Source organism: Streptomyces sp. NPDC057428, from assembly GCF_042803195.1.
GTDB lineage: Bacteria > Actinomycetota > Actinomycetes > Streptomycetales > Streptomycetaceae > Streptomyces.
Genome location: NZ_JBHVCT010000035.1, coordinates 18,536 through 31,933, shown reverse-complemented (window position 1 = coordinate 31,933; position 13,398 = coordinate 18,536). Strand labels below are relative to the sequence as shown.

Sequence of the window (13,398 nt, the reverse complement as noted above, 5' to 3'; positions counted from 1 at the left end):
CGGGGCTCGACCGAAACTGAGGGATTCATGGGACTCACCATCGGCGTCGATATCGGCGGCACGAAGATCGCGGCTGGAGTGGTCGACGAAGAGGGCCGGATCCTCTCGACGTTCAAGGTATCGACCCCCCCGACGGCCGAAGGCATCGTGGACGCGATCAGCGCCGCGGTGTCCGGGGCGAGCGAGGGTCACGACGTCGAGGCCGTCGGCATCGGCGCGGCCGGATACGTGGACGACAAGCGCGCCACCGTGCTGTTCGCCCCGAACATCAACTGGCGTCACGAGCCGCTCAAGGACAAGGTCGAGCAGCGCGTCGGCCTGCCCGTCGTCGTCGAGAACGACGCCAACGCGGCGGCCTGGGGCGAATACCGCTTCGGCGCCGGCCAGGGACACGACGACGTCATCTGCATCACGCTCGGCACCGGTCTGGGCGGCGGCATCATCATGGGCAACAAGCTGCGCCGCGGACGCTTCGGCGTGGCGGCGGAATTCGGTCACATCCGGGTCGTCCCGGACGGGCTGCTCTGCGGCTGCGGCAGCCAGGGCTGCTGGGAGCAGTACGCCTCCGGGCGTGCGCTCGTGCGCTACGCGAAGCAGCGCGCCAACGCCACCCCGGAGAACGCCCAGATCCTGCTGGGTCTCGGCGACGGCTCCGTCGAGGGCATCGAGGGCAAGCACATCAGCGCGGCCGCCCGGCAGGGCTGCCCGGTGGCCGTCGACTCGTTCCGTGAGCTGGCCCGCTGGGCCGGAGCCGGACTGGCCGACCTCGCCTCGCTGTTCGACCCGTCGGCGTTCATCGTCGGCGGCGGCGTCTCGGACGAGGGCGAGCTGGTCCTCGACCCGATCCGCAAGTCGTTCCGGCGCTGGCTGATCGGCGGCGAGTGGCGCCCGCACGCGCAGGTCCTCGCGGCCCAACTGGGCGGCAGGGCAGGCCTGGTGGGCGCGGCCGACCTGGCACGCCAGGGCTGAGCGGCCCACCACGGCATGTCCGACGCCCGTCGCGCCCTCCGGGGAGCGGCGGGCGTCCGTCGTAGGGTGCCTCCCATGGTCACGATGCCCACGTCCCTGCCCGACTCCCGTACCGAGCCGGACGGTTCGGCCGTCATCCGGGTGCTCAGCTACAACGTCCGATCACTGCGCGACGACACCGAGGCCCTGGCCCGCGTCATCCGTGCCTGCGCCCCCGATCTGGTGTGCGTCCAGGAGGCTCCGCGCTTCTTCCGCTGGCGCAAGGCCGCGGCCCGGCTCGCGGCCATGACGGACCTGGTGATCCTCAGCGGCGGGGCCACCGCGGCCGGGCCGATGCTGTTCTGCTCACTGCGCGCCACGGTGGAGCGCACCGAGGACGTCCTGCTGCCCCTGGCCCCCGGGCAGCACAGGCGCGGGCTGGCCACCGCGGTGGTGCGCGTCGCCGGGGCCCGGCTCGGTGTCGTCAGCTGCCATCTGAGCCTGCGGAGCGAGGAGCGGCAAGCGCAGGCCGGCATGGTCCTGGACCGGATCGACGCGATGGAGGTCCCGCACGCGATCGTGGCCGGCGACCTCAACGACGTACCGGAGGGGCCCACGTTCCGCCGGCTGGCCGGGCGGCTGCAGGACTGCCGGGCCGTACGGCCGTGGGGTGGCGAGCTGACCTTCCCGCCGGACGCCCCGCGCAAGCGGATCGACGCGGTGTTCGCGACCGGCGGCATCGAGGTGCTGGGCTGCGGCGTGCCCTCGGATCTCCCCGGTGTCACCGCCGCGGACCTGCGGGCGGCCACGGACCATCTGCCCGTACTGGCCGCCCTCAGAGTGCCCGCGGGCGGCTGAGCCCGGGGCCGGGAAGCCGCCGGGCGCCGTCATCGCTCCACCCGGCCGGTCGCCGGTGCGGGAGCCGTGCCTCAGACGACCGCGCCGCGCCCCGGGTCGTCGTCCTCCTCGTCGTCGTGCGGCATGCGCGCCACCAGGGTGGCGAAGCCGCCCAGGAAACCGCCGATGGAGAGCGTGGTCAGCCACCACGTCATCTCCCACTGCATCAGCACGGCGAGCAGCAGCAGGACCGGCCCGCCGACCACCGCGAGCCAGGCGAACTTCGCGGTCACGTCGGCCTCGGGCAGGGGCGGCGGCTCCGGAGGGACGAAGTGCCCCTCCTCGCTGTCGTCCGGATCGTCGGCGTGATCGCCGGGGGGCTCCGCCACCTCGTAGTCACGCGGTCCCGCGACACCCGGGGCGAAGACGACGGACCCGCCCAGCGGCATCTTCTCCGAGGGGCCGGCGGCGGCCTTCCCGTCGGAGCCCTTGTCCACGTCGTCGCCGGCCCCGGGCCCGCCGTCCAGGACGTTGAGCTGGTCCTCGTCCAGCAGGGCCAGATCCTCGACCGACTTGAAGGGCTTGGCCCCGGGCGGATCCGGCGGCTCCTCGCCGTAACCCGCGACGATCGCCTCCCAGGCCGCGGCTTCGTCGAGGGGCCGGGCCTCCTCCGTACCCTCGGGGACGGCCGCCCCCTCCGTGGGGCGCGGTTCGCGCTCCTCGTCACTGCCCGCGCGCTCCGCGTCGTGCTCAGCCACCGGACCTGCTTCCCTTCTCGCCTGCGACGGATGCGAGGCGGCCGATGAACCGGTAGCTCTCGTCGAAGATCCGCTCCGCATCGTGGTCCAACGTCGCCACGTGGTAGCTCTGTTCCAGCAGGATCTCCTCGACGTCCCTGGACGACACCCTGCTCAGGATCCGGGCCGAGTCAGCGGGCGGCACGACGTGGTCCTGCGGACTGTGCAGCAGCATCAGCGGCTGGGTGACCTGGGGCAGGTCGGCGTCGACCAGCCGGAAGAACGCCCGCACCGAGTGCGCGGCGTGCAGCGGCACCCGGTCGTAGCCGACCTCCTCGGAGCCCTCCAGCGCGATGTCGCTGGTCAGCCCCTTCGTCGTACGCACCAGATGCCGGGCGACCGGCAGGGCGTACGCCGACAGGCCGTGCACCTTGTTCGCCGGGTTCACCAGCACCAGGCCCGCGATCTCGTCGCCGTGCTTCGCCGCGAGACGCAGTGCCAGGGCGCCGCCCATGGACAGGCCGAAGACGAAGACGCGCCCGCAACGCTCCCGCAGGGCCCGCAGCTCCCGGTCGACCTCCGCGTACCAGTCCTGCCAGCCCGTGACCGCCATGTCCTCCCAGCGCGTGCCGTGTCCCGGCAGCAGGGGGAGCGACACGGTCAGTCCGCGCTCGGCCAGGTGGTCCGCCCAGGGGCGGAGCGACTGCGGCGAGCCCGTGAATCCGTGACAGAGGAGGACGCCGACCTCTCCGCCCTCGTGGCGGAACGGCTCGGCTCCAGGGAGGACCGGCACCGGGGTCTCCTGTTCGTGAAGCGGGCGGGGTGCGGGGGATGTGCAACAAGGATTACTTCACCGTACGCGACCGGACCGACACCGACCAGGGCCGTCACCGTGCGATCGTCCCGGACGCCGGACGTCCGCGGAGCTGCTGTGAGGTGCACCGCTCCCGTCCGGGACGGGGCACAGGAAGCCCCACGGGTTAAGGTCTCCCGACGGCACACAGGAGGTACAGGAGTTGATCTACGGCGCGATGAAGTTCGCCATCGGCGGATCCCTGAAGCTCGGCTTCAGGCCGTGGGTGGAGGGCCTCGAGAACATCCCCGCACAGGGACCTGCGATCCTCGCGAGTAACCATCTGTCGTTCTCCGACTCCTTCTTCCTGCCGGCCGTGCTCGACCGCAAGGTGACCTTCATCGCCAAGGCGGAGTACTTCACCGCCCCCGGTGTGAAGGGCAAGCTCACCGCCGCCTTCTTCAAGGGCGTGGGCCAGCTCCCCGTCGACCGCTCCGGCGGACGCGGCGCCGGTGAGGCGGCGATCAGGGCGGGTATCCAGGTCATCGAGAGCGGCGGCCTGTTCGGCATCTACCCGGAGGGGACCCGGTCACCCGACGGACGGCTCTACCGCGGCAAGCCGGGCGGTCTCGCCAGGGTGGCGCTCGCCACCGGTGCGCCCGTCATCCCCGTGGCGATGATCGACACGGAGAAGATCCAGCCGCCCGGCCAGGTGGTGCCCAAGCTGATGAGGCCCGGCATCAGGATCGGTGAGCCCCTCGACTTCACGCGCTACCAGGGCATGGACGGCGACCGCTTCATCCTCCGGTCGCTGACCGACGAGGTCATGTACGAGATCATGAAACTGTCCGGCCAGGAGTACGTCGACGTCTACGCGACCGCGGCGAAGCGGCGGATCGCCGAGGAGTCGAAGAAGAAGAGCGCGTGAGGGTCCGGCCGGCGGGGCACCGCCGGCCGTCCGCAGCGGGGAACATGGGTGGGGCTGGAACCGGGTGAGGGGACATGGGGGACATGGCCGGGCGTGAACGGGTCGTACGGATGTCGGTCGAGCAGCCGCTGTGGCGGGCGCTGACCGCGTACCGCGTGCTGACGCTGGTCTACGCGGCGCTCCTCGCGGGCTTCGGCCGGGAGAAGTACGAGCGCCCCTGGGTCGCCGTCGCCTTCCTGGCGTTCCTCGCCCTCTGGACCGCCGTCACCCTCCCCAGGGTGGCCAACGCGGCGAGCTGCACCAAGCGCTTCCTCGGCCTGGACCTGGTCGTCGCGCTGACCGGCATCCTGCTGACCCCGCTGGCCGACGCCGACGCCCAGCACATGGACGGCCCGACGCTGCCGTCGATCTGGACCGCCGGTTCGGTCCTCGCCTTCGCCCTCAAGGGCGGCTGGCGGTGGGCGGCCTTCGCGTCGACCCTGGTCGCCGCCGCCAACATCGTGCAGCGGGGCGAGCCCAGCGAGGACACGTTCCACAACGTGCTGCTCGTGTGGGTCGCCTCCATCGCCATCGGCTACGTCGTCGAGGTCGCCCGCGCCAGTGAGCGGACCCTCGCCCGCGCCCTGGAGATCGAGGCCGCGACCCGGGAGCGTGAGCGGCTCGCCCGGGACATCCACGACAGCGTCCTGCAGGTCCTGGCCATGGTCCAGCGCCGCGGCGCGGCTATCGGCGGTGAGGCGGCGGAGCTCGGCCGGATGGCCGGCGAGCAGGAGGTCGCCCTGCGGACGCTCGTCTCCAGCGGCCTGGTGCCCACCACCCGGGTCTCCGAGGACAGCGCCGAGGGAGCGGTGGTCCGCAGGGTGGAGGCGGACGACGACGCGGAGCCCGAGGCGACCGAGAGCGACCTGCGGGCACTCCTCGCCCCGCACGCGGGTTCCAGGGTCACCTTCGCGGAACCCGGTGCCCCGGTTCTGCTCCCCGTCGGGGCGGCCCGCGAACTCGCCGCCGCCGTGAACGCCGCCCTGGACAACGTCAGGGTCCACGCCGGCCCCGGGGCCCAGGCCTGGATCCTGGTCGAGGACGAGCCGGGCGAGGTGATCGTCACGGTCCGGGACGACGGCCCGGGCATCCCGGAGGGCAGGCTCGACCAGGCGGAGGGGGAGGGGCGGCTCGGCGTCGCCCTGTCCATCCGCGGACGGCTGCGTGATCTGGGCGGCACAGCAGAGCTGATCTCGGTACCCGGCCAGGGCACCGAGGTCGAGTTGAAGGTTCCGAAGATCTCACGGGGGAAGGCAGGATCGGCACGATGAGCACGACCGACACACAGGAGTCCGGCGAGCGGCCCGTCAAGGTCATGGTCGTCGACGACCATCCGATGTGGCGCGACGCGGTCGCCCGCGATCTGACCGAGTCCGGTTTCGAGGTGGTCGCGACCGCCGGCGACGGTCCGAGCGCCGTGCGCCGGGCCGGGGCCGCGAACCCCGACGTCCTGGTGCTCGACCTGAACCTGCCGGGGGTGCCCGGCGCCCAGGTCTGCAAGGAGCTCGTCGGCTCCCGCCCGGAGCTGCGCGTCCTGGTGCTGTCCGCCAGCGGCGAGCACGCCGACGTGCTGGAGGCGGTGAAGTCCGGGGCCACCGGCTATCTGCTCAAGTCGGCCAGCACCCAGGAGCTGACCGACGCCGTGCGGGCCACCGCGGCGGGGGACCCGGTCTTCACACCGGGCCTCGCCGGACTGGTGCTCGGCGAATACCGCAGGCTCGCCTCCGCCCCCGCCCCCGCCGCTGCCGACGACCCCAAGATCCCCCAGCTCACCGACCGCGAGACGGAGGTCCTGCGGCTGGTCGCCAAGGGACTCTCGTACAAACAGATCGCCGAACGTCTGGTCATCTCCCACCGCACGGTGCAGAACCATGTCCAGAACACCCTGGGCAAGCTCCAGCTGCACAACCGGGTGGAGCTCGTGCGGTACGCGATCGAGGCCGGCCTCGACGACGTGTGACGGGACGACAGCGCGCCGGGGTGGGGCACGGGCCGCCGGCCCCGACGCCCTGCGGCCCGGCCGGTTCGCTGATCGGGTATCCGTGTCAGGAACCGGCCGGGCCGGGGTGAGTGCGGGACGCGTGCGCGCCGCACAGGGGTGTCAGTAGCGGAACTGGCTCTGCAGGGTGGAGTTGCCGCTCAAGGTCTCGTCCGAGGTCTGCCCGATCGTCTGGACTGCCTGCTCGGTGACCACCAGGGGCCACTGGGTCTCGACCACGAACAGCAGCCCGTCCGTCATCATGGGATCGAGGCCGCCGTTGGTGGCGCCCTCCCAGGCATCCGCCCCCGGGCCGTGCGGGTTCATCGGGTTGACGATCCCCGCTATGCCGTTCACGTAGCCGTCGTCGGCCGCGGCGCCACCCAGACCAGCGGTCACGTGCTGGGCCTGTTCGATCACACCGACGAATTCGGCGTTCACGTTGCGGTGGTAGTACGGCGGCCGGAAGGCGTCCGTGACGACCCACTCGGGCGGTACGGCACAGAAGTCGATGTTGTTCAGACCCGGCGTGGACGTCGTGGACGTCAGCGCCGTCAGCAGCGAGGGGTCACGGTGGTCGTAGTTGACCGACGCCATGACCTGGAAGTCGCGGAGGTTGTAGACGTACGGGACGCTGTTGCCGTGCCAGGCGACCACGTCGAGCGGCGAGTGGTCGTACGTCGACGTCCAGAGATCCCCGTACACCTTGGTGATCACCTCGACCGGCTCTTCCGAGTCGTCGTAGGCGGCGGCCGGAGCAAGGAAGTCGCGCGGGTTGGACATTCCGCTCTGGCCGACGAAGCCCAGCTCCGGAAGGGAGAACGGCGTACCGAAGTTCTCGAACACGTAGCCGCGCACGAAGCCGGTGCCGGTCTCGTCCCCGGCCGTGCCGAGGATCTCGACCCGGAACTTCATTCCGCGGGGGATCAGGGCGATGTGGCCGGGCTCCACACCCAGCAGGCCGAGTTCGGTGTGGATGAGCAGACCACCCTGCTCGGGCACGATGAGCAGCTGGCCGTCGGAGGTGCTGAACACCCGGTCCGTCATCGACACGTCGGCCGTGTAGAGGTGCACCGCCATGCCGCTGCGCGTCCGGGGGTCTCCGTTGCCCGCCAGCGTCCACAGACCTGCGACGAAGTCGGTCCCCTGGGCGGGAGCCGGCCGCGGCTTCCAGTACAGCGAGTGCGGGTCCACGGGCGCGTTCACGAAGGGCGGGGTCAGCAGCGTCCCGTTGTCCATGCGCTCCTGGCGCGGACGCACGACGGACGGGCGGATGCGGTACATCCAGGTACGCCGGGTGTTCGGACGGGTCTCGGTGAACGCGGTCTCGGACAGCAGTTCCGTGTACAGACCGTGAGGGGGAAGGTGAGGGCTGTTGCGCCCCACGGGCAGAGCCCCGGCCAGAGCCTCGCTGCTGTGCTCGTTGCCGAAACCGGTGGAGTACGTCAGCGAAGCCGCTCGCTTTCGGGCACGCTCGCGTACTGCCGCTTCCCGCTCGAGGTTGGTGGTCATACGTCTGGCCTTTCTCCAAGGAGGACTTGTCCGCCACAGCCGGGCTACCTGCCGGAGCAATCGGTAACGCGCGGCAGAAAATCCATTCCGTAGCCTCCGCCGGTTCAGGTCCTCGGCGGTGCATGGCGAGCTGATGCTGTTGATAAGGATCTATCACCAAACGTTCACAGTCAACAAGTGATAGACACCTATCGGCACGTAGTTCTGCCTTGCCTACACAGGTTCAGGCGCGATCCAGGCATCGGAATGAGTCATCCTCCGGCCAAGTGCATTCCGGTTCCGCGCTTCAGTCTCAAGGGTGTCGCCGGGCGGCTCGGCGATGTGACCGCTCATCACCTGTGCTGATCGGCGGGCTCCGGCCTTGACGCCGCACGCGGGCTGGTGGTCGTGACGCGCACCGGGCGCGGGCGGCCGTCGCCCCCGCCGGGGTGACCGGTCGGCGAACTCGCGGGCGTCAACAGGCCGTTCGTGAGCCCCCGTCGGTCGGGGGCGGGCTGAGGTCCGGCCGGCCGCGTGCCGGGATCTGAAGGTGCCGACCCGTGCCGGCCGACCGGAGGGCAGCCGCCGAAGGCGGGCCGGCCTGGATCGCTTACGGGCGCTGGAAGGGGTCGGTGATGCTTTCCGCAGGAGGGAGGGGATCTGCCGCGTCGAGCAGCAACGAGTCCATGACGAGCCTGAGGTACCGCCGCCAGCCGTCGCTCTCCGGCCGCAGCGTGGGCACCACGCCCAAGAGCATCAGGATGAGCCGCAGCGTGTCCTTCTCCGGGTCGAGGTCCTGTCTGAACAAGCCCTGTCGCCGACCCTCTTCGATGATCCGGCTGACCGGATCCGCGAAAGTCGACTGGATGATGTCCAGGGTCATTTCCGGGAGGAGCCCCCCACTGCGACAGGCCGCGCTGAGGGCGGCCTCGAAGGCGATGCTGACTCCTTCACGCGGGTCCGGCTCGTTCGCGGCCACGACCAGTGCCGGGGCCATGTCCGCGGCGAAGAGTTCCCAGATCACCCCTTGCAGCAGGTCCTGCCGCGTCGGGAATCGGCGGTAGACCGTCGCCACCCCGAACCCCGCGGCTTCGGCGATGTCCGTCATGGACGCCTGTGGGTCGTCACGGAGTGCCGCGCTTGCGGCCTGCAGGATGCGGCGGGTGTTCCGCTCGGCGTCGCGTCGCGACTTCGACCGATTCGTGTCGCCGCCTTCCGGCCTCTCCGCTTCCCCGGGCATGCGCGAGACGCTATCAGATGCCCCATATGGCGCTGCCGTCGCTCTCCGATGGGCCGTCACACCGCACCCGGGCTCCGCTCGCCGGATGTCCCGGGGCGCTGCTGGTCGCCCCTCGACCCGCACCGGGCCTCTTCCTGGTGCGCCATGCCGTTACGCGCGCGGTGTTCCGTCGCCCGTCCCCCCTTGTCGGCCACCGGCGCCCCGGCGTCTCACCACGTAGACGATAGTGGCCTATCACTTGCTTCGACAAGTTTTTGTTGATAGACCAATATCAGCAAGTCCGGGGCGTCGAGTGCGGATCGGCGTCGTCTTGCTTCGTGGGCGCCCCGGAACGACGGCGGTCGAGGGATTCTTCGGCCGCGCATCATTCAAGGGGCCCCTTTGAGTACTCTGCGCATTGCCGTTCTGGATGACTATCAGCATGTGGCAAGGAGCTATGCCGACTGGGAATCTCTGAATGCATACACAGAGTTCTTCCACCACGCTTTTCCCGATGCGGATGCGGCCGTATCCCAACTGGCCGACTTCGATGTAGTGGTGGCCATGCGGGAACGTACGAGGTTCCCCGCCGACGTGTTGCGCCGTCTCGAACGTCTCAAGCTGCTCGTCACCACCGCTCCGGCGAACGCCGCGATCGACGTACAGGCGGCGAACGCCCAGGGTGTCGTCGTCTGCGGTACGGGATACCCCGATGTCGGCGCCACCTGCGAACTCACCTGGGCGCTGCTTCTCGCCGCGGCCAGGAACCTGCCGTCCGAGAGCCGGCTGGTTCGCGAGGGCGGCTGGCAGGGGAGCGTCGGCACGATTCTGGAAGGCAAGACGCTCGGTCTGCTGGGCCTGGGCCGGATCGGAGGCCGTGTGGCAAAGGTGGCCCAGGCGTTCGGGATGGAGACCATCGCCTGGAGCCAGAACCTCACGGCCGAGAAGGCGGCGCCGCACGGCGTGACCGCGGTGAGCAAGGAAGAACTCTTCACTCGTTCCGACGCGGTGTCCGTGCACCTGGTCCTCAGCGATCGCACGCACCACCTGGTGGGCGCGGACGAGCTGTCGCTGATGAAGCGCACGGCAGTCCTGGTCAACACCTCGCGCGGCCCCATCATCGACGAGGACGCACTGGTCCGGGCGCTGCGCGAAGGCGCGATCGGCGGAGCGGCTCTCGACGTGTTCGAGACCGAGCCGCTCCCGGTGCCGCACCCGCTGCGTGAGCTGGACAACGCCACCATCACGCCGCACATCGGCTACGTGACCGAGGGCAATTACAAGGTCTTCTACGAAGAGGCCGTCGAGGACATCGCCGCGTTCGTCGCCGGTGAGCCGATCCGGATCGTCAAGTAGTCCGTCAAAGTCTCAGGGAGAGGCAGTACTCATGAGCGACCGTCTGGAAATCATCGAAGTCCTCGCACGATACGTCCGCGCGCTCGAAGAGCGTGACGCCAAGGCCGTCGCGGCGCTGTTCGCACCTGAGGGCGCGTTCGAGATTCAGAGCCGTTCCGGCCGGGAGGCTTACGCGACCCGTGTGACGGTGACCGGCCCCGACAAGATCCAGGCGCTGATGGAGAGCGGCACGCTGCCCGCCACGCGCGGCAACCAGTACTTCACCACTGACCACATCGTGGACATCGACGGGGACGAGGCGCGGATGGACGCCCAGTTCCTGACGGTCGAGTCCAACGTCGAAGGCACGGCCGGGCAGAACTGGCCGGTCGGGTCGGTCATGCTGCAGGGTGCGCTGGCGCTCAGCATGGCCGGTCACTACGCGTCGGTGCTGCGCAAGATCGATGGGCGCTGGGCGCTCACCTCGCACCGCGTGAGGCACAACCTCCCCATGGCCGTTCCGCCGGCCAAGTAGCCCGCCGCAGGCCGAACGAGATCTCTCCGCGAAAGGAACGAAGATGGCTGTCTGGGAAGTCGCACGGATCACGGTCGCCGAGGCCACCGAGGATGAATTCGAATCCATAGTGCGCTCACACATTCCGCTTCTCCGGGCGACCGACGGCTGTCTCGACGTGAAGCTGCTCCGAGCCGTCGACGCGGAGCGGACGTTCGTGCTCCTCCTCCAGTGGGAGTCCGTCGACCACCACCTCGAGTTCACGAAGACCGAGGAGTTCGCAGGGTTCGTCGGCGCGCTGGGTCCCCTCTTCACCGGGACGCCGGACACGTTCCACGCCGCCACGGTCATCGAGGGGTTCTGAGCAGATGAAGCCGCTGGCCGGGACCTTCCTGGACGGGCCTTTCGTGGGCCTGGGATATCGCACGCCTTCCCGGGAAGGTGTCACCGACGATGCGGGCACCTTCCTCTACCTGCCCGGCGAGACGGTGACCTTCTCCATCGGCGGCCTCGTCATCGGGAGCGCGGCCGCGGCCACGCACCTGACGCTGGGCAGTCTCCACGACGGTGACCCCGCACGCACTCCCGATGTCACCCGCCCGGACACGGTCAACCGCTCGCGATTCGTCCAGAGCCTGGGGCGGCAGACCGACCTCCGCGACGGGGTGCTGATCGACAAGTACATCCGTGATGTCGTCGACGCGCAGGCGGAAGGCATCTCCTTCGTCCGTGACGTCGAGTCCTTCGCGCAGACGGACTCCGTCCGCGCGGTCTTCAGCGAGACCGGGCTCCGCTTCCGGGGAGCCGCCGAGGCCCGGAACCACCTGCGGCGCGCTCTCACGGGCATCAAGGTGCTCCGTGACGTACGCATTCCCACGCGAGACGGAAGCTACCTCCTCGCTGACGTGTTCCGGCCCATCGAGGCGGGCAACTACCCGACCCTGCTCCGGCAGTCGGTCTACGGACGGGCGTTCCGGGTGGGTTCCATCCTCAGCGACGCGGACCATCAGGCGAGCGAGGAGCGGGAAGCCGCGTGGCACGAGGAGAGCAGGGACGGGATCTTCGCCTATTTCCGTCACTCGGAAACCGCCGTCAGCGCCAACTCCAGCACGTGGGTGCCGCGCGGGTACGTCGTCGTGCGGGTGGACAGCCGGGGCGTGGGCAGAACGCCCGGCACGGTGGACCCCTTCTCGGTGCGGGAGTCCCTCGACTACTACGACGCCATCGAGTGGGCCGCACAGCAGCCGTGGAGTGACGGCAAGGTCGGCCTGTACGGAGGCTCGTACAACGCGACCATCCAGTGGAACGTGGCGTCCTTGCGTCCCCCGTCGCTCAAGGCCATCGCCCCGCTCGCCTCGGACTCGGACGCCTACAGGGACCTGGCGTACACGGGCGGCATCTTCCTGAACGACTACCGCACGTGGTGGTTCACCGAGATGGTGGGCGGTGCGAAGAACCCCGAGTCCGACACCGTCGACTTTGTCGGAGGGCTGGCCGGTCATCCGTGGGACGACGACTACTACCGCGGTGCCGGGCTCCAGTCGGCTGATTTCTCCAGTATCGACATACCGGTGCTCACGGCGGTCAGCCAGACCGCGCAGATCCACGGCAGGGCCGGCTTCGAGGCGATCGCTCAGCTGAAGTCCCCCGAGAAGCGGCTTCTCGTGTGGGACGCCGAGTACTCGCACCACATGTACCTGGACAGCCGGCCCGACATCGAGGCGTTCTTCGACCGGCACCTCAAGGATGTGGAGCCGGACCGCGCTCCCTCGCCGGTACGCATGGTCATGCGCACCGGCGACGGAGGGTCCGAGTGGCGGGACGCGGCTGACTGGCCCGTCCCCGGCACGGAGTACCGGAAGCTCTTCCTCGACGCCGGTGCCGACGGGGGTGTCGGCGGAGTCACCGCCGAGCCGTCCGCGCACATCGCTGTCGCCGAGTACTCCGCCGATGTCCGTGCGTCCGAGCCGGATCTGCCGATGGCCGTGTTCGACACAGCCCCCTTCGACACGGACGTCGAGCTCGCGGGCCACTTCAGGGCGACCGTGTGGGTGGCCTCCACGTCGTCCGACGCGGACCTCTATGTATCGGTGCGCGTCATGGACGGCGACCGGGAGGTCCCCTTCGGGACGCACGAACCCAACCCCGTCGCTCCGCTGACCTGGGGCTGCCTGAAGGTGTCGCGCAGAGCGCTCGACCCCGAGCTCAGCACCGAGGTGCGTCCGTACCACACGCACCGGCGCGAGGACGCCCAGCCGCTGTCCCCTGGCGATGTCGTGAAGGCCGAGGTGGAGCTGCTGCCCGCCACCGGGCGGATCGCCGCGGGGCGCCGGCTGCGCATCGAGATCTCTCCCGCGGACAGGAAGGGAGCAACCTCGGCGTGGGCCCGGGCCTACGACGAGTCCTACCACCGTGACGCGGTCAACCGCGTCTTCACGGGGGGTCCGCTCGCAAGCTCGCTCACCCTGCCGGTGATCTCCCGACAGGCCGACTGAGCCGGTACGCAGAACCACATCCCATGTGGCGGACGGTCGCTTCCCGTGCGGCGCCCTCCGCCACCGGGGGACGGGACCGCCGTG

Annotated in this window: 13 protein-coding genes; 9 read left to right on the top strand and 4 right to left on the bottom strand. The window is 70.0% G+C overall.

The window, feature by feature from the left end; genetic code table 11:
* Positions 1 to 27: 27 nt before the first annotated feature.
* Both ACFU5K_RS16280 and ACFU5K_RS16275 read left to right on the top strand, forming a co-directional pair.
* Positions 28 to 969 carry an ROK family glucokinase gene (locus tag ACFU5K_RS16280; RefSeq protein WP_384061541.1) on the top strand — a complete coding sequence of 314 codons (942 nt, stop codon included), beginning with the start codon at positions 28 to 30 and terminating at the stop codon, positions 967 to 969.
* A 75-nt stretch (positions 970 to 1,044) separates the two neighbouring features.
* The gene (locus ACFU5K_RS16275; RefSeq protein ID WP_384061539.1) at positions 1,045 to 1,806 is read left to right on the top strand and encodes an endonuclease/exonuclease/phosphatase family protein; all 762 of its coding nucleotides are present in this window, start codon (positions 1,045 to 1,047) and stop codon (positions 1,804 to 1,806) included.
* 71 nt (positions 1,807 to 1,877) lie between these two features.
* Here ACFU5K_RS16275 and ACFU5K_RS16270 read toward each other — a convergent pair whose 3' ends face one another.
* Positions 1,878 to 2,543: a hypothetical protein gene (locus tag ACFU5K_RS16270; RefSeq protein WP_384061537.1), complete on the bottom strand. Its 666-nt coding sequence runs from the start codon at positions 2,541 to 2,543 to the stop codon at positions 1,878 to 1,880.
* Positions 2,536 to 3,315 carry an alpha/beta hydrolase gene (locus ACFU5K_RS16265; RefSeq protein WP_384061534.1) on the bottom strand — a complete coding sequence of 260 codons (780 nt, stop codon included), beginning with the start codon at positions 3,313 to 3,315 and terminating at the stop codon, positions 2,536 to 2,538. Before ACFU5K_RS16265 ends, ACFU5K_RS16270 begins: the two co-directional genes overlap by 8 nt.
* A 223-nt stretch (positions 3,316 to 3,538) precedes the next feature.
* Here ACFU5K_RS16265 and ACFU5K_RS16260 point away from each other — a divergent pair, with 223 nt between their 5' ends.
* From ACFU5K_RS16260 to ACFU5K_RS16250, 3 genes are all read left to right on the top strand, one after another.
* Positions 3,539 to 4,243, top strand: coding sequence for a lysophospholipid acyltransferase family protein (locus ACFU5K_RS16260; RefSeq protein ID WP_384061531.1), 705 nt, complete (start codon positions 3,539 to 3,541; stop codon positions 4,241 to 4,243).
* A gap of 83 nt (positions 4,244 to 4,326) precedes the next feature.
* Positions 4,327 to 5,553, top strand: a complete 1,227-nt coding sequence (gene macS, locus ACFU5K_RS16255) for a MacS family sensor histidine kinase (protein WP_384061529.1) — start codon at positions 4,327 to 4,329, stop codon at positions 5,551 to 5,553.
* Entirely contained in the window at positions 5,550 to 6,242 is a 693-nt protein-coding gene (locus ACFU5K_RS16250; RefSeq protein ID WP_384061526.1) for a response regulator, read from the top strand. Before macS ends, ACFU5K_RS16250 begins: the two co-directional genes overlap by 4 nt.
* A 141-nt stretch (positions 6,243 to 6,383) precedes the next feature.
* On the opposite strand, the gene ACFU5K_RS16245 is transcribed toward ACFU5K_RS16250, so the two are convergent.
* Both ACFU5K_RS16245 and ACFU5K_RS16240 read right to left on the bottom strand, forming a co-directional pair.
* On the bottom strand, positions 6,384 to 7,772 hold the full coding sequence (locus ACFU5K_RS16245; protein WP_384061523.1) for a homogentisate 1,2-dioxygenase: 1,389 nt from the start codon (positions 7,770 to 7,772) through the stop codon (positions 6,384 to 6,386).
* 589 nt (positions 7,773 to 8,361) lie between these two features.
* A complete protein-coding gene (locus tag ACFU5K_RS16240) occupies positions 8,362 to 8,859 on the bottom strand; it encodes a TetR/AcrR family transcriptional regulator (protein ID WP_384061521.1) in 498 nt (165 codons plus the stop codon).
* Between the two features lie 522 nt (positions 8,860 to 9,381).
* On the opposite strand from ACFU5K_RS16240, the gene ACFU5K_RS16235 reads away from it, so the two are divergent.
* The 4 genes from ACFU5K_RS16235 to ACFU5K_RS16220 are packed head-to-tail and all read left to right on the top strand — an operon-like array spanning position 9,382 to position 13,314.
* Positions 9,382 to 10,326 (top strand): D-2-hydroxyacid dehydrogenase family protein, encoded by a 945-nt coding sequence (locus ACFU5K_RS16235; protein WP_384061609.1) that lies wholly within the window; start codon positions 9,382 to 9,384, stop codon positions 10,324 to 10,326.
* 31 nt (positions 10,327 to 10,357) lie between these two features.
* Positions 10,358 to 10,840: a nuclear transport factor 2 family protein gene (locus ACFU5K_RS16230; protein WP_384061519.1), complete on the top strand. Its 483-nt coding sequence runs from the start codon at positions 10,358 to 10,360 to the stop codon at positions 10,838 to 10,840.
* 43 nt (positions 10,841 to 10,883) lie between these two features.
* Positions 10,884 to 11,183 carry a putative quinol monooxygenase gene (locus ACFU5K_RS16225; protein ID WP_384061516.1) on the top strand — a complete coding sequence of 100 codons (300 nt, stop codon included), beginning with the start codon at positions 10,884 to 10,886 and terminating at the stop codon, positions 11,181 to 11,183.
* A gap of 4 nt (positions 11,184 to 11,187) precedes the next feature.
* The gene (locus ACFU5K_RS16220) at positions 11,188 to 13,314 is read left to right on the top strand and encodes a CocE/NonD family hydrolase (protein WP_384061513.1); all 2,127 of its coding nucleotides are present in this window, start codon (positions 11,188 to 11,190) and stop codon (positions 13,312 to 13,314) included.
* Positions 13,315 to 13,398: the final 84 nt, after the last annotated feature.

Coding starts and splice junctions, on each gene's coding strand:
- ACFU5K_RS16225 (WP_384061516.1), top strand. CDS start 10,884: ATGGCTGTCTGGGAAGTCGCACGGATCACGGTCGCCGAGGCCACCGAG.
- ACFU5K_RS16220 (WP_384061513.1), top strand. CDS start 11,188: ATGAAGCCGCTGGCCGGGACCTTCCTGGACGGGCCTTTCGTGGGCCTG.
- macS (WP_384061529.1), top strand. CDS start 4,327: ATGGCCGGGCGTGAACGGGTCGTACGGATGTCGGTCGAGCAGCCGCTG.
- ACFU5K_RS16245 (WP_384061523.1), bottom strand. CDS start 7,772: ATGACCACCAACCTCGAGCGGGAAGCGGCAGTACGCGAGCGTGCCCGA.
- ACFU5K_RS16280 (WP_384061541.1), top strand. CDS start 28: ATGGGACTCACCATCGGCGTCGATATCGGCGGCACGAAGATCGCGGCT.
- ACFU5K_RS16275 (WP_384061539.1), top strand. CDS start 1,045: ATGGTCACGATGCCCACGTCCCTGCCCGACTCCCGTACCGAGCCGGAC.
- ACFU5K_RS16250 (WP_384061526.1), top strand. CDS start 5,550: ATGAGCACGACCGACACACAGGAGTCCGGCGAGCGGCCCGTCAAGGTC.
- ACFU5K_RS16240 (WP_384061521.1), bottom strand. CDS start 8,859: ATGACGGACATCGCCGAAGCCGCGGGGTTCGGGGTGGCGACGGTCTAC.
- ACFU5K_RS16230 (WP_384061519.1), top strand. CDS start 10,358: ATGAGCGACCGTCTGGAAATCATCGAAGTCCTCGCACGATACGTCCGC.